20 protein-coding genes are annotated in these 20542 nt (G+C 67.7%); 3 read left to right on the forward strand and 17 right to left on the reverse strand.

The genetic code is table 11. The features are described 5' to 3' along the window. Positions 1 to 206: 206 nt before the first annotated feature. From ACIQMR_RS33545 to ACIQMR_RS33560, 4 genes are all read right to left on the reverse strand, one after another. The gene (locus ACIQMR_RS33545; RefSeq protein WP_401395469.1) at positions 207 to 1694 is read right to left on the reverse strand and encodes an LCP family protein; all 1488 of its coding nucleotides are present in this window, start codon (positions 1692 to 1694) and stop codon (positions 207 to 209) included. 76 nt (positions 1695 to 1770) lie between these two features. Then, entirely contained in the window at positions 1771 to 2205 is a 435-nt protein-coding gene (locus tag ACIQMR_RS33550; RefSeq protein WP_401395471.1) for an ATP-binding protein, read from the reverse strand. 145 nt (positions 2206 to 2350) lie between these two features. After that, positions 2351 to 2749, reverse strand: a complete 399-nt coding sequence (locus ACIQMR_RS33555; protein ID WP_401395474.1) for a hypothetical protein — start codon at positions 2747 to 2749, stop codon at positions 2351 to 2353. 315 nt (positions 2750 to 3064) lie between these two features. Next, entirely contained in the window at positions 3065 to 3355 is a 291-nt protein-coding gene (locus ACIQMR_RS33560) for a hypothetical protein (RefSeq protein ID WP_401395477.1), read from the reverse strand. Positions 3356 to 3839: 484 nt separating this feature from the next. On the opposite strand from ACIQMR_RS33560, the gene ACIQMR_RS33565 reads away from it, so the two are divergent. Continuing rightward, on the forward strand, positions 3840 to 4313 hold the full coding sequence (locus ACIQMR_RS33565) for a hypothetical protein (RefSeq protein WP_401395480.1): 474 nt from the start codon (positions 3840 to 3842) through the stop codon (positions 4311 to 4313). Between the two features lie 54 nt (positions 4314 to 4367). On the opposite strand, the gene ACIQMR_RS33570 is transcribed toward ACIQMR_RS33565, so the two are convergent. From ACIQMR_RS33570 to ACIQMR_RS33630, 13 genes are all read right to left on the reverse strand, one after another. Continuing rightward, a complete protein-coding gene (locus ACIQMR_RS33570; RefSeq protein ID WP_401395483.1) occupies positions 4368 to 5843 on the reverse strand; it encodes an NADase-type glycan-binding domain-containing protein in 1476 nt (491 codons plus the stop codon). A gap of 448 nt (positions 5844 to 6291) precedes the next feature. Next, complete coding sequence (locus tag ACIQMR_RS33575; RefSeq protein ID WP_401395486.1) at positions 6292 to 6837, reverse strand: phage tail protein; 546 nt, start codon at positions 6835 to 6837, stop codon at positions 6292 to 6294. Continuing rightward, a complete protein-coding gene (locus ACIQMR_RS33580) occupies positions 6834 to 8792 on the reverse strand; it encodes a putative baseplate assembly protein (protein ID WP_401395489.1) in 1959 nt (652 codons plus the stop codon). The genes ACIQMR_RS33575 and ACIQMR_RS33580 overlap by 4 nt, the downstream gene beginning before the upstream one ends. Further along, positions 8792 to 9211, reverse strand: coding sequence for a GPW/gp25 family protein (locus ACIQMR_RS33585; RefSeq protein ID WP_401395492.1), 420 nt, complete (start codon positions 9209 to 9211; stop codon positions 8792 to 8794). The genes ACIQMR_RS33580 and ACIQMR_RS33585 overlap by 1 nt, the downstream gene beginning before the upstream one ends. A 15-nt stretch (positions 9212 to 9226) precedes the next feature. After that, positions 9227 to 11131 (reverse strand): VgrG-related protein, encoded by a 1905-nt coding sequence (locus tag ACIQMR_RS33590; protein ID WP_401395495.1) that lies wholly within the window; start codon positions 11129 to 11131, stop codon positions 9227 to 9229. Positions 11132 to 11155: 24 nt separating this feature from the next. Further along, positions 11156 to 11872: a LysM peptidoglycan-binding domain-containing protein gene (locus ACIQMR_RS33595; RefSeq protein ID WP_401395498.1), complete on the reverse strand. Its 717-nt coding sequence runs from the start codon at positions 11870 to 11872 to the stop codon at positions 11156 to 11158. 8 nt (positions 11873 to 11880) lie between these two features. Then, complete coding sequence (locus ACIQMR_RS33600) at positions 11881 to 12342, reverse strand: phage tail protein (protein ID WP_401395500.1); 462 nt, start codon at positions 12340 to 12342, stop codon at positions 11881 to 11883. 39 nt (positions 12343 to 12381) lie between these two features. Beyond that, positions 12382 to 12834, reverse strand: a complete 453-nt coding sequence (locus ACIQMR_RS33605) for a phage tail protein (protein WP_362889586.1) — start codon at positions 12832 to 12834, stop codon at positions 12382 to 12384. Positions 12835 to 12844: 10 nt separating this feature from the next. Further along, positions 12845 to 15337 carry a DUF4157 domain-containing protein gene (locus ACIQMR_RS33610; RefSeq protein WP_401395503.1) on the reverse strand — a complete coding sequence of 831 codons (2493 nt, stop codon included), beginning with the start codon at positions 15335 to 15337 and terminating at the stop codon, positions 12845 to 12847. Between the two features lie 41 nt (positions 15338 to 15378). After that, the gene (locus ACIQMR_RS33615; RefSeq protein WP_401395506.1) at positions 15379 to 15537 is read right to left on the reverse strand and encodes a DUF6760 family protein; all 159 of its coding nucleotides are present in this window, start codon (positions 15535 to 15537) and stop codon (positions 15379 to 15381) included. Continuing rightward, a complete protein-coding gene (locus ACIQMR_RS33620; protein WP_401395509.1) occupies positions 15531 to 15914 on the reverse strand; it encodes a hypothetical protein in 384 nt (127 codons plus the stop codon). Before ACIQMR_RS33620 ends, ACIQMR_RS33615 begins: the two co-directional genes overlap by 7 nt. Beyond that, positions 15911 to 16363, reverse strand: coding sequence for a phage tail protein (locus ACIQMR_RS33625; RefSeq protein ID WP_362889593.1), 453 nt, complete (start codon positions 16361 to 16363; stop codon positions 15911 to 15913). The genes ACIQMR_RS33620 and ACIQMR_RS33625 overlap by 4 nt, the downstream gene beginning before the upstream one ends. A gap of 127 nt (positions 16364 to 16490) precedes the next feature. Next, on the reverse strand, positions 16491 to 18005 hold the full coding sequence (locus ACIQMR_RS33630; RefSeq protein WP_401395512.1) for a phage tail sheath family protein: 1515 nt from the start codon (positions 18003 to 18005) through the stop codon (positions 16491 to 16493). A gap of 217 nt (positions 18006 to 18222) precedes the next feature. On the opposite strand from ACIQMR_RS33630, the gene ACIQMR_RS33635 reads away from it, so the two are divergent. Together ACIQMR_RS33635 and ACIQMR_RS33640 are read left to right on the forward strand one after the other, a co-directional pair. Continuing rightward, the gene (locus ACIQMR_RS33635) at positions 18223 to 18804 is read left to right on the forward strand and encodes a Pvc16 family protein (RefSeq protein WP_401395515.1); all 582 of its coding nucleotides are present in this window, start codon (positions 18223 to 18225) and stop codon (positions 18802 to 18804) included. A gap of 6 nt (positions 18805 to 18810) precedes the next feature. Further along, complete coding sequence (locus ACIQMR_RS33640; RefSeq protein ID WP_401395518.1) at positions 18811 to 20334, forward strand: hypothetical protein; 1524 nt, start codon at positions 18811 to 18813, stop codon at positions 20332 to 20334. Positions 20335 to 20542: the final 208 nt, after the last annotated feature.

The following is a 20542-nucleotide window of genomic DNA, read 5'->3' on the forward strand; positions in this document are numbered from 1 at the left end:
CGGCATTGACAGGGTCGGTCCCACTCGGCGGGGGAACGCCAAGGCCCTGGGCGCAATCCTGACTACCGCCCAGGGGATTCACGCCGTGGAGGTGTGCACGTCTGGCCTTGTCCTGCCGTCAGACCCGTCGCGGCAGCCGTGGACGCGAGTGCGGGCCGCATCGATCGCCGATGGCGGCCCCGGTGGGTCGCTGTTCCGCGACGTACTCAGAAGCCGATGCTCTTGTAGTCGGAGCCGATCAGGAGGGTGACGTCCGAGGCGGCTTGGCTCTTGCTTCGGAGTCTGGAGTGGTCGAGGCCGAAGAAGTCGGCCACTTTCCGCGCCTGCTCCTTGCCCGCGGGCCCGTGCTCGATGATCGTGCGCGTCAGCGGCGCGGAGGCGTTGCCCACCCGGACGACGGTGAAGTCGCCGTTGCGAAGCCGGCTTGCCACGGACGCGGCCTTGCCCGTGACCGCGGCGGCGTTGAGGACGCTCACCTTGACGTCCGCCTTCACCGCCGGCTCGGACTTCGTCGGTGTCGGTGTCGGTGTCGGTGTCGGCGCGGTGGGCTTGGTTCCCGCGGGGGTGTGGACCGGCTTGCCGTGCTCGTCCACGGGGATGTCCTGCGCCAGTGCCGTGAACAGGTCCTTCGCTTCGGGTTTCCAGACCACGTTGGCCTTGTCCGAGGGAACGTCGAGTTCCCGGGGGTAGTTCGGGACCGTGAGGAACGTCAGGTTGTCCTTGGGCAACGACTGCAGAGTCTTCGCCAGGGAGAGAATCTCGGAGAGCTTGCCCAGCTTCGCGTCGACGGTCAGCGACTTCGTCGCCGCGTCCGCGATCTTGTACATGCTCACCGCGTCGAACTTCTTGTCACTTACCGAGGCGGCGAGAGCGGCCAGCATGGTCTGCTGACGCGAGATCCGCCCCAGGTCGCTGCCGTCACCAACGCTGTACCGGGCACGGGCGTACCCGAGCGCGTCATCGCCCTTGAGGACCTGGCAGCCGGCCGGCAAGGAGATCCCGGCCTTGACGTCCTTCACCGCTTCGGGAAGACACATCCGAACGCCCCCCAGGGTGTTCACCATGTCCTTGAACCCGCCGAAATTGACCTCTGCGAAATGGTCGATCCGCAAACCGGTGTTGTGTTCCAGCGTCTTGATCGTGCACGCTGCGCCACCAGCCACCCCGCCGCCCGCGCTGCCGGTGGCGAACGCTTTGTTGATCTTGAACGTCTCCGGCTTCGACATGCGTCCGTCACCGAGATCGCAGGCCGGGATCGAGACCCAGGAGTCCCGGGGGACGGAGACGACCGTGGCCCGCTTCCGGTCGGCTGACAGATGGAGGACCATCAGCGTATCGGACTGGGCACTCGTCAGCCCCTGCCCATAGGCACCGTTCGTCCCCTCCCGGCTGTCCGAACCGATCAGGGCGATGTTCATGGCGCCGGACTGCGCCGCAGGCCGGTCGTCACCCAAGGACGAGTCGATGTCCGCAGCAGTCAGATTGCCACTGAGCCGCGCGTACAAACCGTACGCAACCCCCGCTCCGCCCAGCACGGCCAGCACAAGCACCACGACGAGGCACTTGCGCGTGACGCGACTCCTGCGTCGTGCCCGGCGCAGCGAGCCCGCCTCACGCCTCGACACGGGTATGCCCGAGCCTTCGGCCCGGTCGCCCGAGGGGCGTCGGGCGACTCCGGTCCGTCCGCGGCTCACCGCTGCGTCCATTCGTCCGCTGTCCGCCGCGGGGCGACGCAGCGCCACAGCCCGTGCCGCAGCCGGTACATCCATCTCATGCCGGCCCCTCCCCGAATCCCGGATCCCGGAACCGCAGTGTCGCGAAGACGGTCTTGCCACCCGTGGCGAGGTCGTGCGACCGATGGCGAACACCCCAGTCCTCGCACAGGGCACTCACGATCGACATGCCGCGGCCGCCTTCCCGGTCCGCGCTTTCCGCGAGGACGGCAGGGGCCGCGGCGGCGTAGTCACTCACCTCGATCCGCAGGCAGGGACCCTGCCAACGAAAACGCATTGCCGTCACACCACGGCCGTGCTTGACGGCGTTGGTGACCAGTTCGGACACGACCAACAGCGCCGTCTCGCAGCGATCGGCCGAACCCTGCGGCGACACGTCGCCCGGTGCGGTGGCGCGCAGCAGTTCCAGAGTCCGCTCACGCGCGGTGCCTGGAGTAAAAGACCCGGGGTCGCCGACCTCGACGTCAATCACATCTCTCATGGATTGCAGTCCTCCGGGCACTCAGGGGCGAAACGTTTTGTTCCTGTCCATCCTGGAGACCCCAACCTTTGCTGCGGCATAAAGGCGAGTTGTGCGCCCGTGAAAAGGACAGGGACTCCCGGTCCCGGGGCGGTGGTCAGACGCCCGAAGCGATCAGCATGCCTCTGACAGTCCCAGAATCCGTGGTGTAGAAGACGCGTCTAACGCCCGCCTCCCGCAGCGCTGCCTGACACCGCGGGCACGGTTTGGCCATGGCAGGACGCAAACGCGCGTCGATCCTCGCCACGTAAACCGACGCGCCGGCGGTCCTGCGAACACGACGCAGCACGGCTTCCTCGGCGTGAAAAGTACTGTTCCGGAAATCGATCACAGGCGAGTTCCGCCGCTTGTTCGGAGCCGCGGCGAGAATCCGGTTCCCCTGCACCAGGGCAGCTCCCACCTGGAAACGGCAATCCGATCGAGCGGCCTGCCGCAGCGCGGCCTGCATCCAGGAAAGGCGGGACAGTCGGAATTCGGGTACCTCAAGGGCCAGCATCTGGATTGCTCCTGAACTACGGGATGCGTACGACGCTAGCCCCGAATCACTTTCGAGTTCCCTAACCGCACCATAGAGGGACCTGAGAAGGTCCCGAACCCTGCCGCGTCGCCGGCCCGGCCGCGTCGACCTCGGCGAAACCGTCGCCGAGCGCGACTGTTCCGCACCCGCCGACGGCCCCGGCCCGGTTCCGATCCGCGTCACCCGGCCGTTCGAACAAGGTTCGAACGATTTGGGCCCCATCCGCCACAGGGAGGCCCGAGGTCGAGACGCCCGCGTGGATCCACACCGCCGCGCCGGGATCGCCGACGAACCTCAGGCGAAGGGGATCTGATCGTTGAGCCGGTGTGCGTAGATGTCCGCGCTGGACTCTCCGTAATCGCCGCCGACGTCCTCCCGAATGACTTGGATCCAGTCCTGCAGGCCCTGCGGGTTGCCCGCCATGAGAGAGGAAAGAAAAACAGAATACTCGTGGTCCGACAAGTCGAAATTCACTGCCTCGGCCTTTTCCGCGAGGGACAGTACACTCCAAACGCTGCGGATTTCCTCTTTTTCGGGACTCGAGGCCAGTAGCTCTTGTTTGAAATTGTCAACAATCTCGCTCATCCGTCATCGCCCTTTCGTCAGTGGCAGTCTTATGTCGTTGGCATCGAGCTTGCGTGCCGTGCGACACCGGCGCCATCGTGCTCGGCCAATCCATCACGCAGGACCGCTGGTGTTACCAGCGGGAAACGCCCGCAGCGCCGCCGAGCGCCCGGAACGGGCTTCAACGCCTCGGTTTCGTGTCCTGTGCCTTCGCCGGACCACGGACGATCGCACCCTCCCGCGCGGCATGGTCCTCGAGTCGGCGCCCGGGAATCCGCTGGCGAACGCGGGCCGATCGGGGGACCCCGGTTTCAGGTGCACGATGAGCGCACCGGATGACAGCGCGAACGAACGCGAAGTTCACACTGGAAGTGACAAGCCATGCAAGAGGGACGACGACGAGTGAGGGTCCACGGCCCGCAAACGCCAGTAGCCCCCATTCGTAGCGCGGCTTCCGTGTCACGGCCGCTTCGGCCGTCGCAGCGGCGGTCCGACGGATTCGCGCATGGGCTCATCAATCGAGGCGCGCTGTGCCTCGATCGTTTCCGACGACCCCGGCGAGGAACTCCACATGATCACGATCTCGGCGATGCGGCATCACGACGAGACGGGCAAGGCAACTGGATCTGTCCGATTCATATCGAACGAGGCGGGAAACTTCCACATCACCGCCCCTTTCCATGATGGCGCAGCCCTTCAGGTGGGACCCGAAGGGCTGTTCGCCGCCGCCTGTGTGACCTTCGTGGCGGATGAGCTGTACCGAATGGTGGAGACCTCCGGACACGTGACCGTCAAGGTGAACGGATACGTGGAGGGCGAAGACGGCGAGGGCCCGCGCATCAGGCTGAGTGTCACGGGCACGATCCCCGGAGCCGACCCGGCAGAATTCCAGGCCATGACCGAGGAGACGGCCAATCGATGGGCTGCGCGGACATCGAGTGATGCGGTCGTCTCTCTCCAGAGCCGCCTGGACGACTGACGTCGACGCGCCCGGGGCGCCCCACGACCAACGACTCGTGAGCGCTACCAAGCCTCAGAACAGGTAGCCGCGTGTAGTGGTGACGAACTCTATTTCCCTCAACGCTGTCAAATCGGCCCGGGGAGAGCTGTACACATCCATGATGCGCACCTTGATCCACTTGGTCTTACCGTACGGTTCCAGCTTGATCGACTGCTCGTCCGGGGTGTCCCGAAGCGTGACCGAGTGCGACTGGCCGTCGGGATACACCAGTTGAAGCGTGTGCGGGCGATTGTGGACACGGAAGTCCTTGGACGCGCCGTTGAGCACGACGAGGTGCGTCAAGTCGACCGGTTCGCTGAACTCGACCAGGACCTCCGGCTCCTTCTCCGCGGTCTTGACCAACCACTCCGTATTCGTCATCCCGTCGAACGCCAGCGTGGCCGGGTGGCCCGGCTCATGGGTCTTCCCCTCGACGTTGAACGGGTTCACCGGTGAGAACTCAGGATTCACCGTCGCCTTGAGCCGCTTCTGAATCTCGGTCGCGCGCTCCACGACCTCCGCGCGAAACGGCGGATGCACGGCGTAGAGCATGGTCAGCGTCAGCGCCGCGACGCTGCCCACGAGCCGCAGCGGTCCCACCAGCGAGGAAGCGGAGAACCGTCTCTTGTCCTTCACCCCCGGCTGTCCAGGACGCTGACCGGCCTCCAGCACCGCCGGCCCTCGGCGCAGCTTGTTCCTGAACCGACGCCACCACGAGATGCTCGCAGCCTCGGCCTGTTCCAGAGAACAGCCGCACCTGCTACAGAAGCGACGTTCCCCGGGGTTGTTCTCACCACAGTCAGGACAGACCAGGTCACCCGGCTGCGCTGCCCGGGTCGCCCGCTGCCGCTGTGGCACGGGCCGTCTGACGGCAGGGTCGGCGGGAGAAACCATCTCCGGCTCCGGTGCGCCTCCTTGCTCGGCGGCTTCCGCGTTCTCCTCGTCTTCGCCGGCTTCCTTGAGGAGCTCGGCGAGCCAGTCGTCGTCCTCGTCGTCCTTCTCCGCGTCGACCAGCTTCTTCAGGAAGTCCTCGTCGTCCTCCTCCTCGTCCTCGTCCTCGTCGTCCTTGTCCTTGCCGTCTCCGTCCTCCTCGTCGTCCTCCTCGTCGTCTTCGTCGGCTTCCTTGAGGAGCTCGGCGAGCCAGTCGTCGTCCTCGTCCTCGTCCTCTTCTTCGTCGTTCTCGTCCTTGCCCATCGCCCCACCCGGACTCGACGGACCGGCGGATTTGCCGTCCTTCTTCAGGAGTGAGGCGAGGAACTTGTCGTCCTCGTCCTCGTCGTCATCGTCCGGCGTGGGACCGGGGCCCGGACCACGCGACCCCATGCCGGGTGGGTCACCTGCGCCGGGGCGTCCCATGCCGGGTGGGCCGCCCATGCCCGGGGATCCGCCTGCGCCGGGGCCGCCCATGCCGGGCAGGCCGCCCGCGCCGGGGCGTCCCATGCCGGGTGGGCCACCCATGCCGGGTGGTCCGCCCATGCCGGGCAGGCCGCCCGCGCCGGGACGTCCCATCCCCGGGGGGCCACCCATGCCCGGGGGGCCGCCCATCCCGGGTGGGCCACCCATGCCGGGACGTCCCATCCCCGGGGGGCCGCCCATCCCGGGTGGGCCACCCATGCCCGGGGGGCCGCCCATGCCGGGCAGGCCGCCCGCGCCGGGACGTCCCATCCCCGGGGGGCCACCCATGCCGGGGCGTCCCATGCCCGGGGGGCCGCCCATGCCGCCCAGGCCAGGGCCGGCCGGGCCGGTCCGCCCCGGCAGAGCATCGCGCTCTCCGACGTCGCTGTAGAGACTCCGCTGCAGCCGCTGCATGGTGGTCTGCCGGGGAGCCTTGGCCTCTTGTTCAGCCTCCTGCTTGATCTCATCCGGCAGATCGATCTTGCTTTTCTTGCCGGTCCACTCCAGGAACGAACCACACGAACCGCAGAACGTGTCACTCGAGCCGTTGTTGAATCCACACTTACGGCAAGTGATCATCGTTGAAAACTTCCACTGAGTACGTGACATGAGTCGGCTTCGACGCGGCGACCAGCGTCTTCACGGCCTGCAGCCGGGGAGCCGCCCAAGGCGGCAGAGTCACCGTGATCCGCGCTTCGGCCGGTCCCGGCGGACAGTCGCGCGCGGTGTCCGAGTAGAAGACCCCACCACTGTCGTCGACCCGCACGTGCGCGTCGACGAACATGGCGAGTTCGGCCCGCAAGCCCGCCAGGGTGCCGCGCGCCGCGAACAAGCCCACCGCTTCTCGCAGCCGGCTCCGCCGCAGCTCCTCGGGCAGGTCCTCCTCCGCCTCCATTCCCAGCCAGCCCGCCAACCAGGGCAGGAAATCGGTTGGGGTCAGGTCGGGATCGACATAGGCCTCCAGCGAGTCGAGCACCGCGACAGCCGACGCCAGAACGTCATCCAGCCCCGCGGTGAAACGCTGGGCGAAGGAGTCCTCCTGATAGACGGCGGGCAGGTAACGCCCGATGGGATAGGGAGTGACCAGCCCAGGCAGTGTTCCCCTCATGCGCCGCTCCCCTCAACCAGCACCTGGTGCTCGAAGGGGAATATCAGGCTGTCCTTGTCCACGGTGATCCGGTTCGTTTCCTCCCCGCGGACACCGGTGATCGGGTTGGCGCTGAACAGCCGCACCTCCTCCACGATTCCCACCCCCTTGACCGCCTGAAGGATCGCGTAGAGGTCCCCGGCCTGAACATGGCGCCCGAACGGCCAACCGGCGCCGTCAGGACCGCCGGTGACCGGGTTGAGGTAGCCGTACAGGGCCGCCAGGGCCTCGTCGGTGACGCGGGTGACCTGGGCCCCCATGACAGCCCGCAGACGCGCCACCACGGTCACACCCCGGTACAGCGGCGGCTCGACATGGACGGTGGTGCCCAGCAGGCGGACTCGGTCGAGCCGTTCGGCGATGGTCCGCAGGGTGCTCTGCTTGGGTTTGAGGTCGGCGAACCGGGGCGGTCCGGGTGTTGCGGGGAGGCTGGGCACGACCAGGACCTTGATCGCCGTGTCCGCGGACGTCTCGCCCGGGCCCAGGCACCGCACGCGTGCGAGTTCGGGGGCTGCCTCGCGGGTGATCACCTCGAAGTCCTCGGCTGTCACGGCCCGGCCGCGGGTGTGCAGCAGCATGGGGGCACGGGCCTTGACTTCCTCGACGGTTTCCCCGTCGACGCCGCCGGTGGCGGGAATCAGGTTCTCCACGCGCGCGATGAACGGGATGGACGTCTTGAGGGTCTGGATGGATCCCTTGCCGACGTTGCCTTCCCGTCCGCCGCCCACGGCGTACCGCCGCAGCCTGATCACGGCGTCCTTGGGCGGTACCGCCCCGTACAGGCGCAGGCCACCGTCGGCCTCCCGGACGGCAGGCCCGAAATGTACCGTTCCTTGAGTGCTGTCCAGGATGTAGTGGGGGTCTTGCGGGCCGCTGCCAGCGAAGTGCTCCACCTGAGTCCATCGCTTCCACCCGTCGCCGTGACTGACCTCGAGAACGGGAGCGATCGCCGAGTCGAGCACGGGTGTGCGCGCGGCCTGGAAGCGCTGGTTGCTGGTGCCGTCGGACACCCCGAGGTCGTCGTTCTCGATGACCTCCGCGTGCACCGCCTCGACGGTGCCGCCCACCACGGACACCGTCAGGTTCTCGATGAGCGGGGAGGAGCTGAAGGCCGCCATACCGGGTTGCGGCGCGACCACACGCCCGCGCAGCCAGCCCGCTCGTCTGCCGTCGAGGATGCTGGGCTGATGCCCCTCCGGCATCTGCAGCACGATCGCCCCGGGCCGGTTCAGGCCTCTGGTGGAGTCGGAATGGACCGCGCACGGCTGCCACTGGTCGCCATCCCACGCCTCCCACACCAGGGGAGGGTGATCCGGATCGACACCCACACCATGGATATGGCAGGTGAAGTCCAGGCTTACCACGGCACGTGGGACCGGTTCACTCAGCCCGATCAGCAGACAGTCGTCGGCGGTGGGGGCCTGGGAGCCGAACGCGGGGAATCCGACCTGAAGCCGGTGCTGTTCGTCCCGCGCGAGAAGCACGTTGTCGCTTGCCTGCAGCGTCATCAGGTGGAGCAGACCGGCCGGCGGAAGGGCCAACTCGTGCATGGTGGCGAACACGACGGACTGTTCGGCCTCGGTGCGCAGCGTGGCGACGCTCGTGCCGGCAGGCAGGGTCAGGGTGTTCCCGGCCGGTGCCGAGAGCCAGAACGTGACCGGCACCCGGGCGGGGACGGGCGGCAGCAGCCGGGTGCCCAGCAGCTCGAGGAACTTCACGTACATGCGGTCCGGGACCTTGTTGAGCCTGAAGAGCAGCTGGTCCGTCATGAAGGCGAAGGTCTCGATCAGCGTGACCCCGGGGTCGGAGACGTTGTGGTCGGTCCATTCCGGACAGCGCCGCATCACCATGCGCTTGGCGTCGTCCACGAGGTCCTGGAACCGGCGGTCGTCGAGATCGGGTGCCGGAAGCGACATCAGTAGTCCTCCTCCTCTTCCGGGATCGTGTAGAAGGGGAACACCAGGTTCCTCCGGTCGTTGGTTGCCTTGATGCGGTACGTGATGTCGATGTACAGCAGGCCGGGCTCGTCGTCGTCGGGGCTGACCACGACCGTCTGCACGTCGATCCGGGGCTCCCAACTGATGAGCGCGGTGCGTACCTCGTCCGCCAGGAGCGCGGTGGTCTGGTGACCGGTGTCGCGGAAGACGTAGTCCCGCAGACGACAGCCGAAGCCCGGCCGCATGGGCCGCTCGCCGGGATAGGTGGACAGGATCAGGTTCATCGCCTGTTCCAGCTCCTTCTCCCGGCGCACCAGAGCGATGCCACCGGTGGCGCTGACACCCAGGGGGAAGGCCCATCCGGCTCCGACGAAGTCGTCGGCTCTGTTGGTGCGCATGACTGTTCCTCGGGGTTAGTTGAGCTCGATGGGCATGCCGGTGATCTTCACCTTCTGGCCCGTGATGTTGAGCGGGCCGTCGCTGCGCAGATCGAGCTGGCGGGAGCCGTGGACGCTGACGTCCCCGCCGGTGACGTTCACCGTGCCACCGGCGCCGCTGTCGATGTTGATCACACCGCCGGCGGTGGAGATGGTGACAGATCCGTTTCCGCCGGACGCGCCCCCGCCCTTGGGCCGGGGTTTGCACGTCAAGAGGATCTGGCCGGCCTTCTCGTCGATGGACAGGGCCAGATCCTCCTGCGCCGTGCCCAGGACGATCGACGACTGGCCGGCCGGCGCCCCGCCGGGCGCGGCCTCGTCGAGGAAGGCGAGCTTGTTGCCGCTGGTGCTGACGAGCCCGCGCCGCACGACGCTTCCGGCAGCACCCGCGATCTTGACCGGCGGGCCGCCCAGCGAGTAGCCGCTGTCGTTGTTGAGCAGTCCGCCCAGGACGTACGGCCGGCGGGCGTCGCCCCATTCGAAAGCCACGAGGACCTCGTCCCCGACCTCGGGAAGGAACAGCGCCCCGCTGTTCTTGCCCGCACCGAACTGGACCACGCGCGCCCAGTCGCTCTCGTAGGTGGGCGACAGCAACGGCAGCATGACCTTGACCCGGCCCTGGTGCACCGGGTCGGCCACGTTGGTGACGATCCCGCACATCGTGCCCCGGATCCGCCCGCCCTCCTCGGCGGCGGCCCCGCCGTGTGAGGCGAGCCCCAGCAGGGACCGGTCCTGTCGCCCGCTGACGTAGAAGCGGGTGCGGTAGCCGCCCTCGTCCTCGCAGAAGACATGGCGCGCGTTGGTCACCATCCACGTGCCGCAGAAGTCCTCGGGCACGCCGGCCACCAGGACCGGCCGCCCGGCCTGGATGTCCGGGTCGCCGTAGGCGTAGCCCTCCGCCTCGGCGAAGGTACTGGCGACCTGTTCCGCGACGCCCCCCGCCAACTCCTCGGCGGCGATGGTGATGCCCGCGCCCGAACCCACCGGCCGGTCGACCACCACGTGCGCGTCCCCGGCCGGCTCCGGCGACGCGCCCGGCTTGGGTAGGGAGGCCACCGCGGCCAGCGGATTGCGGCTGAAGAACGGGCCCGTGAGCGAGGAGGGATCCTCCGGCAGGTCCGCCGTGCCGCTGGCCGTCGCGGCACGGCCGACCACGGCCGTCGCCCGCTGCCCGTCCCAGGTACGCACCTCCACCCGCGGGGTCAGCGTCGCCGAGGTGACCCGTGGCAGGAACGTCAGGAGGTTGTCGCGAAAAGTGATCTCCGGGGGCCGGCTCAGCACACTGGCCAGGCTCTTGGCCGACGACGCCTTGCGGAAGAAGAACTTGCCGCCCGCCACACCGGTCTCGAACCCGTTCTCCCGGGCGCGACCGCGCAGGAAATCCCAGTCCGTCTGGGCGATCTGCGCCACATGGGGATGCGCCGAACGGGTCTCGTCGATCTCCCCGATGTCGAGTCTGGCCTCCTTGGCGATGGCGCGGGCGATGTCGGAGTCCTTCTGGTTCACATAGGCCCGCGTGCGCTTGACCCGCTGGAGACGGTGCGCGCGCTCGTACCCGCGCACGACGGTGTAGATCGTCATCGCCTCGCAGACGGCTTCCACCGAGGTGATCTCGCCGCTGATCAGTTGGTTCGCCATGGTGCTGGAGGACGCGCCGCCGAAGATCTCCACCCGGGCGCCCACCCGCAACCCCGCCTCCTGCGCGACGGTCGCGTCGTCGTCGAGGAAGGTGATCTCGAACATGTCCGGCAGGTGCAGATGCGTATCCACCACCGTGCGGATGATCTTCTGCTCGACGTGCGGCCGCAGCGGCTCGGGCCTGATGGAGCCGATCTTGATCGTGGCACGGACCGTGGACAGGCTGGCGACGGGGGAAGGCACTGCTAGGACTCCTTTCGGTCCGTGTCAGTCGGTGAACTCGTCGGGGTTGGGCAGGTAGATCGTCGTTCCCGGCCGCATCCGCAGTGGGTCGTCGATGCCGTTGGCGTCGGCCAGGCGACGCCAGTCGGAGGTGCCCCCGTAGTGCGACCGGGCGAGGTTGACCAGGTCCTCGCCCTCGGTGACGGTGTAGGTGCGCCGGCCGGGAAGACCGCCCGACGTCGGGTTCGTCGGCAACGTGCCCAGCAGACTCGGCTGCTCCTTGAGCGTGAGCGTGGCCCGCGCGCGGATCGGGATCCCGGTCCGGTTGAAACGCGTGAAGGAGATCTGCGCGCTCTGCAGCATCACGTCATAGAGGAAACCCGCGCTCGGAGGCCCCATCTGGAACGTCAGGACGGGCAGCCGGTTCACGTGGTTCATGCTCTTCGTCTTCACGGCCAGCGCCCCGCCGACCATCTGCCCCAGGCGGCCTGAACCCGGGCTCATCCAGTTCAGCAGCTGGTCGCACAACGGCTTCGTTTCCGGGCCCGAGAACAGCACCTCACTCAGGTTGATCTTGAGTGGTTCGGCTTTCTTGAAGGACTCCAGACCACCCGCCGGCTTGGCGCCGTTGGGCGAGGAACTCCCGTGAGAGGAGAACTGGACGTCACGCGTCATCTGGACCTTGTCGGGCGGGAAGAGGAAGGGCACCGCCCCGACCATCGGCGCCTGGGTGCACACCAGCATGGCGTTGACGTAAGCCATGGCTCCTCCTACAGGAATCCGTGATGGGCGAGCTCGAGGGACTCCAGCGCGACCTGGCTGCTGGAGGCGTCCATGTCAGGGCCCTTCCACGTCTTGGGGAACACACCGCGCAACGACCAACTGGCCACGGGCTTGTCGGGATCGTTGTGGGCGTCCAGCAGCGTGATGCGTGCCGTGCTGCCCGCGAACTCCTCGCCGGTGTCACTGCTGTACCAGTCGTCCTTGACATGGCGCAGCCAGGCCTGCACCCGGGCCGAGTCCTCGGAGTTCATCGCCCGCTGCAGCGTGATGCTGTTGTACTTCAGCCGCTTGGGCAGCAGTACGTTGTACTCGTAGTTGCTGCCGACCTCGATCTCCTCGTGCTCGAACTGCACTCCCAGGCCCTTGCAGGAGGACCAGCCACCCAGGTCGATACCGTCCACGGTGACCGTGAACCGCATGACCAGGCCGAGCATCGCGTCGTGTCTCATCCGCACGTGTTCGCCGCCTCGTTCGCGCCAGCGGCCCGGTCAGACCTGGCAGCCGTCGTCCAGGAAGCCCTTGTGCTGAAGTTCCAGGGTTTCCAACGCGACCTTGCTCTGGCCCGCCTCAAAGCTGTCTATCGACCACTTCACCGGGATGATGCACCGCATCTCCCAGGCGATCACGGGCATGTTGGACGGATCCATCAGCGTGATCGACCCACTGTGGGGCTTGCTGGCGAAGGAGTTGCTCGACAGCCACTTCTTCACCTTCTGGGAATCGTTGCAGGCGGCGCGCGTCAGCTTCAGCGTGCTGTACTCGGTGTAACCGGGGAAGAACCAACGGTCGTTCCCGGAGTCACCAGCCCGGTACTCACACATCTTCCACTGCACGTCCAAACCCTGGACCTTGTTCCAACTGCCCAGGTCGTATTCGCCGGCGTCCATCACGACGGCAAACCGGTTGGCAAGCGCGAGTGTGCTGTTGTCGGTCAGTCCCATGTGTTTCTCCCTAGCCGAAGTCGTTCAATCTGCCGGAACGTTCGCGGTCGACCAGCAGCTCGCCGCGCAGCTGACTGCGCAGCCGGCCGTAGATCCTGCTGGCCAGTCTGTCCAGGTACAGCTCGTCCAGTTCGGGCTGCGCCGACTTCGCCGGCGCCGTGGCCGCAGGCGCCGGCGCGGGGGCGGCTTTCGCCACCTCCTCGGCCCGCGCCGCGGTCTGCGCCCCACCCGGTTCCAGACCGAACTGCCGCATCAGCTGCTCGGTGACCGACTTCTTCGCCTCGCTCAGAAGCCAGTGCTGTGAAGGCTCCTCATTCTTCCCGCTCAGACCCTTAAGCCTCCCCTTACGGGGGGTTTCCTCCTCTTCCGGCAACATCGCGGGGGGTGCGGCGACCGCCGGCGGTACGGAACTCGCGGTCGGCCGCCCGGCACCCGGAACAGCCGGTACGGCGCCGCGAGCCGGCGGACGCGGCCCGCCCGTGCCACCGTGGGCGGGCGCCTCAGCGGCCTGGCCCGGCAGACCCTCGCCCTCCTCCTCGACGTCCTCGTCCTCGTCGTCGTCTTCGTCGTCGTCCTCGGGACGCGCGGAGAAGAAATCGCGTACGGCGGCGCGCCGGTCCTTGTCCATGTTCACGCCGAATGTCGAGGCGAGCCCCTGACTGAGGCCGAGGCCGACCTGACCGCTGAGCCAATGGCCGTCCAGCGGCCCCTCGATCACGTCCTCCTGGTCCGCCGCGTTCAGACGGCCCCTCTCCCGTTCGCGGCCGACCCGGAACTCGTAGGTGTCCTTCTGGCGCGCAGTCAGGTCACTGATGTTGGACAGCTTCTCCAGGCCGTCGTAGCGGCGTTCGTGGTTCAGTTCGTCGATGTAGTCCTTCAGGATCTCCTCACTGCTCGCCCGCTGGACTCCCGGGCTCACCAGCCCGGTGTCCGGCGTCCACGACGCGCCCGCCAGTTCGTGGACGTGGGCCGCCGGTTCCGGACCCGAGGACGGGCCGGCACCCGGCTCGGGCTCGGGAGCGGGCCGCTGCTGCCCGGGCATCATCTGCGCGACCAGACGCCGTACCTCGTCGGGGTCGAGTCCCGAGGTGACGGGTCGGCGGTGCACCAGGGGCGGCGGGGCACCGGCGTCGCCGCGGAAGTACCGCTCCGCCGACAGCGCTTCCGCCTCCAGAGCCCGGCCCGCGGGAGTGTTCTCCGCCGGCAGGCTTCCGCCGTAGCGCTTCTGCTGGGCCACATGCGTCAGTTCGTGCGCGATGAGTCCGCGGGTGCGCGGCGCATCGGGGTCTCCGGCCGCCTCAGGCAGGTGCACCTCCTGATCGCGCGTGAAGGCCCGGGCGGACATGTCGGAAGCCTCTTGCGACGCCTCGGGCCCCTGACGCACCGTGGCTGACGTCACGTCGACCCCGTGCAGGGCGGAGATCGCGCTCGCCAGGTCCTGGGGGGCACGCGAGCGGCGATCACTGCGCCCCGCGGGCCGGTGAGCCAGCTCGGTTGCAGGGGAGCGTTCCGCGGGTTGTGTCTCTTCGTCGTCCCGCCACAGCGCGGCGGGCGGCATACCCCCGTCATCGGGCAGAGGTGCGCTTCGGGCGGGCGGGAAGAAGGGGACGCTCTCGAGGGTCGGTGGGACGGCCGGTGGGGGAGTGGGTGTCGCGCTGTGCCCGTGGCCGGGCGCAGGGGGCGGTACGTCGGCAGCCGGCGCGGCAGGCGGGGGCCTGCTCTCGCCGGGGGAGTCGGGCTCCTCGGCCCGTGGCGCGTGCGAGAGCGCCGGGCCCAGCCCGAGCCGCCTGCTCTCGCCCAGATTCCGTCGCCGGGAGCGGGCGGCCTGCTGCAGGGGCGGGTGCGCCCGTTCGGGCCGCGCCGCCGCGGCCGGCGGGCCCGGGGCGGGCGTGCTGTCCTCGGCGGCTGCGGGAAAGAGGAAAGACTGCAGGTCCAAAGGCAGGCCGGACATGCCCATCGGGTTCATCCACGCCGGGGGATGGGTCGACTCGGTCGCGGGTCGGGGTTCTCCCACGAACGACTTCGTCGCCTCCAGCAGGCCCGGCTGCGGCTGCGCCCCCCGGTCGACGACCGCCGGGCGCACCACGGGCAGCGGCACGTCGATGGGCGACGGGGCAGGCGCCGGCACTTCCGTCTCCGGTCTCGGCGGCAGCAGGCCGGGGAACGGCAGTGCACCCTCCGGCTGACGGCGCGGGGAAGGATGCCGCAGGGAGCTGACCTTGACCAAGCCCTCCACCCGGCCCACCACAGCGGCCTCGGACGGGGCCGGCCCGGCGATGCCGGTGGTCAGCATGTCCGTGGCGGCCAGCGAGGCCTGCCCGGTCCTGACAGGAGCGGTCAGCGGAGCCTTCCGGCGCGCCAACGGGCCCGCCAACGGCCGCAGCCCCGCCCACGCCGGAGTGGGGCTGCCGCCGCCCGGCGCTGCGGCAGCCTGGACCTGGGGAACAGCGGACTGCCGCCGACCTGCTCGGGCACCGCCACGGCGGCGGAAGGGCCAGATCATCTCATTCCTTACGCGCTGGGCTCATCCCCGGCAGCCCCCGGTCATTCCTCCGAAAGCTGCCGGTTTATCTTTCCGATTTCCTCGATGATCCGAATTCTCGCCGGATGCTCCAGGCCGAGAATCGAATCCAAAGGCCAGTGAAGGTAGTACGCCACATACGTTGCCTCCTCCCAGAGGCGGTCAGCGGCGTACGTCAGCATTCCCCCGGCGCATCACCCGACACATCCACTGAAAACTCGTGGGCGCACTCCGGGCACGACACGGCCGCCTCGGTGTGCCCCTGCTGATTGACCCGCTTGTAAAGGTCCTGCAGAAAAGCGAGATCAGAAGCGAAGAGGTTCTCGATCACATACCCGTTCACCTCGGGGACCTCCCCCAAGGACAGCACCGTGCGCTCCAGAAGAAGCACCGTGAGATACGCGGGATTGTCACGGACCCGAGGATCGGACTGGGGCGTGATCTCATCCCGCGCGGTGGCCAGACGCATCACCCCCTCACGATGCACCGCGCCGTGCTGATCCACGTATCCGCGCGGCAGCGTGAACGGGTACTCCGTCCGCAGCGCCATGTCCGTCATGCCGACACCCGCTGAATGTGCTCACACACCAACGTGGCCGTCTCCATGAGCACCTCGGTCGCGCCCGCCTTCAGCGCGCCGATCTCCAACTTCGAAGGCCACGCGTTGGACAGGTAGTAGCGAGCCACCGGCTTGCCGTCGAAGCTGTACATCACCAAGGAACAACTCTTGCGAGCGGCAGCGATGTTGCCCGCCAGCACCGACTGGTGCCAGGCCCACAACTCCATACCACCGGTCTTGCCGCGCCGTAGCACCACCGTCGGCGGCTTCGCCTTGCCGGGCAGCTTCTTGAAGATGACTTCCTTGTCGGTCGACGACAGGTAATCGACCGGCTCCACCTCCGTGGTGATGCCGGACAGCTCCGAGAACGACGCGATCTCGTAGCCGTCGATGGTGATCGAAAACCGCGCCGCTGTGAGCGCGTCGTGCTGATCGAGTCCTACCGTCACGGGCAGACTCCCTTCATGATCATGCGGATAGAGCGGGGAACAAGCCCCACGGCGCGAGAACACGCCGGACCCCCTCGCCCCTCAGCGGCACCGGCCGGGCACCGCCGAATCGGGCGAGGGGCGCCAACTACTCGTCCAGCGACGCGCCTTCGGAGTACTGCGCAATACGGAAGACGACGAACTCCGCCGGCTTCACCGCCGCGATACCGACCTCCACGGTCAAAATCCCCCGATCGCGGTTCTCCTGCGGGTTGTTCTCCTCATCGCACTTCACGTAGAACGCATCGTCAGGAGTACGCCCGTACAGCGCCCCGTCGCGCCACACACCCCGCAGGAACATCGTGATCGTCCGCTTGACGGAGTCCCACAACTTGGGATCGTTGGGCTCGAAGACGACCCAGTTGGTGCCCTGGAGGATCGACTCCTCCACAAAATTGAAGAGCCGACGGATGTTCAGGTAACGCCACTCGGGATCGCTGCTGAGAGTCCGCGCGCCCCACACGCGGATCCCCTGCCCGGGGAACGCCCGAATGCAGTTCACGCCCAGAGGGTTGAGCAGGTCGTGCTCACGCCGCGTGATGGCCAGCTCCAGGGCGATCGGACCACGCACCGCCTCATTGGCCGGGGCCTTGTGCACACCCCGCGCGTCGTCACTGCGCGCCCAGATTCCTGCCACATGACCGCTCGGCGGCAGCAGTAGCGGCTTGCCCGACGCTGGCTCCATGATCTTGACCCACGGCCAGTACAGTGCGGCGTACTTGGAGTCGTACCCCGCCTCGTCCACCCGCCAGTCCTTGACCTGCTTGGCATTCATGCCCGCCGGCGTGTCCAGGACCGCCACACGGTCCGCCATCAGCTCACAATGCGCGATCATCGCGAGCTGGACCGCCTTGACACCGTCACGGTCGAGCAAACCCCGCTCCAGGGCCGCCATGAGCTCCGGAACCGCCAGCATCGTGACCTCGTCGACGGCCTCCAGCGCCGCGATACCCGTGCGCTCCAGCGCATCCCCGACGAAACTGGCCGGACCGAACACCGGCTCCGCGCCGCCGGCCGCGCCGCCCTCCAACACCACTTCCTGCGGCACCGGGTCCGCAGCGCCCTCGCCCGCGGCCTCGATCACCACGAGTCGGGACCGCTCGTTGACCGAGGCGACGACGCCTGCCCGCGACAGCCGGGTGAACGTCTCCGCTGCGCGTCCGTCCTTCAGCACAGTCAGCTTGAAGAGCTCCTCGCCACGCTCCGGAGCCGCCTCGACCACCGCACGCAGCGTGTTGCCCTGCGGGCCGGCCTGCGCGGCGCGAACCCTCAACGCAGGGCCACCCGCGGCGTCGACCAGCACCCCGGCGGCGGCGACCGGCTCGACCTCGGTGCCCTCGGGAGCCTCGATCCGCACGATGTACGCGCTGCCACCACCGTTGAGGAAGTAGCCGTACACGCTGTGAGCGAGATAAGACCCTTCGATGAAGTCACCGAAGGCCTGGGCGAACTGCGTCCAGTTCGTGACGAGAGTGGGCTCGTTCACCGGCCCCTTCTCCGCGAAGCCGACGAACGCGCACACCGCGGTGCCAACACCCTCGATGGGCTTGGAACCCGAGGAGACTTCCTCGACGTAGACTCCTGGTGACAGGTAATTGGGCATTTGTCCTCCGGCCGTTCAAAAATCCTCGTCTGCCCACAATTACCGCGACACTCTTCGTCCGGCAGAGGCAAAGAGGTGGCCGAACGACCACGAATCATGCACGAGCGGGCAGGAAGGACGGCCAGCCGAACGGGCAACGCCCCGGGCAACGGCGCGGCGCATTGGGCTGGCCGCCCGTCCCGGCCGCCGTGTCCGTCGCGCTCGCACAATCGGCACCATGTTCCTGACCGATGCCACCGCCTCGCTGCGCAAACTCCTCCAGTCCGCCCTCCACGGCGACGAGACGGTCTTCGCCGGGTCCCTCCACCACTGGACAGCCCAGGCAGCGGACCGACCCGGCGGCATCGGCGTGTTCCTGCACCAGATCGAGGAACAAGCCGGCGGCATGGCCGGCGACTGGCAGGACGTACGCGACAGCGGCGGCCGAGTCGTCGCCCGACGCGGCCCCGCCCGCCGCTTCCAGCTCTCCTACATCCTGTGGGCCTGGTCCCCACACAGCCCCGACGACGAGAGCGACCTGCTCAGCAGGGCCATGACCCTCCTGGCCGCCCACTACCACCTGCCCCCCTGGTGCCTGGAAGGCACCCTCGCCTCCGGCGCCGCGACCCGCCTGACCCTCGCCCCCGAAGGCGGCGCGGCCTCCGGCCACCTCTGGTCCGCCGCGCAAGTCCCCTGGCGCACCACACTCCACCTCGCCTTGACCGCCGAACTCGCACCGGCCGAACCCGCCGCCATCGCGCGCAACGTCGAGGAACTGCGCCTGCACACCTCCACCACGCCCGAGCCGAGAAGGAGTTGAACCTAAGTGGCACATACGGAACAAGCCACCCACTACGCGCAGGCACGCGAAAGGTTCCTCCAGACGCTGGCGCAGGTGAACCGCATCTACGACGGCGATGTGCTCGCGCCCGTGAGTCAGGGCCTACTACAAGAGTTCACCGGATGGCTCAAAGAATTTGAAGCCTACTGCATCGCAGAAACCAGTGGAAATTATTTTTCCTGGCTCGAGGAATACATCCCGGAGAATCCCAATTGGGTGACCCATTTCGAGCCCATTCACACGCAGCAGGTGAAATGGGTCAGGGAGGTGTGCGAAGAACTCCTCCCATGGATGTCCCAGGACGAGGTCTGGACCTGGATACGAAACAGTGTGAAGAGAGAGCTCCCGCACACCGTTACCCCGGATCTCCTGGGGCAGACCCTGGAATACCTCGCCAAAGCGTACGAGGAGTTCTTCACCGCAGCCCTGACGCTCCGGGACACCGTGGTCTCCAACCACTCCCTCGCCCCGAACCAATCCTTCGACACCCCACCGCCGCCGGACGTCAACGCACTGACAGCAGCGGTGGCGCACGCCGTCAACGAGGTGTACAACGCCGTCTACCCGTCGGCCGGGCAGCAGCGCGCGGCGAACTCTCCGGCCGCCGGCGCCGTAGCTGCGAAGCCCGAGTCCAACAATCCGGCCACGTCGAACCCCGCCCCCGCGTCGGCGACACCGGCCGCAGTGGGGCTGAACGGCGCGGCCTCTTCGAACCAGGCCCGGCCGAAGGCCCGGCCCCGGAAGAAGAGCCCCAAACCGAGACCCCGCACCAAAGCCGACAAGCTCCTCTCCGTCTTCAAGCGCCGCAAGAAGCGAAAAGTCCCACTGGACGACCTCAAGAGCGCCGTCCAGGCCTACTGCCAAAAAGCCAATGATACACAGAGGGGGGTTCAATTCTTCCTCAAAACCGAGATGCCGCAATTCCGCACAACTGTCTGCGTGCAGGCGGGATACGATCCGGCGAAATACGAACAGCTCTCGGGCTCTGTGCTGTACGGGCAAATTCGTCAACGAATTATCAGACGCATCGAGAAGGCCGGGGACGAGACGGCTGTCCTGGAGCATTACCGCGAAGTCCTTGAATCCATGGACCGGCCCGACACAGCGGCGATTGAGAACATCGCCGAAAGCGTGAAGCGCTGCAATGAGCATCTGCGTGCCGCCGGCGAGTACCTCAGCGGCGCGTTGCCGAGAGCCGCTCTACGCGATGACGTCTTCTTGTCCTGGCTCGACACGAAGCCGGCTGGCCAGCGACAAGTCATAGCCACCGTCCTCGTCCAGGCAGCCGCCCAGCTCATCAAGAAGAACCAGCAACTGGTCGGGGCCATCGACACCATCGTCACAAACCTCACGATGGAAGACCTCTCCGGTATCGACACCTCGCTCGAGCCCCTCCCGCAGGACGAGTGCTTCGAAGTGCTGTACAGGGCCACCGGCAAGCTCACCAAGAGACTCGTCCGAGCCGGCCGCGCCCCGCGCCGTCCGGCGGCCGCGAGCAGCGCAACCTGACCGGCCGTACGCGAGAACATCCCACGCATTCGTGTCCCACTGGCTTGTCACGGCATGCCCAAAAGAGCCGCCACGGGCCGTTCCCTTCCTCTCGCCTGGCGTGAAGTTCACCGCCAACGTCCCACCTTGAGGCCTGAGGTGACGTGCGGATGGGACGGGAGTGACTGTCACAGCATTGTCACCGCGACCAGGTCCATCTAGGCCGCCG

Source organism: Streptomyces sp. NPDC091376 (assembly GCF_044757085.1).
Classification (GTDB): Bacteria; Actinomycetota; Actinomycetes; order Streptomycetales; family Streptomycetaceae; genus Streptomyces; species Streptomyces pratisoli.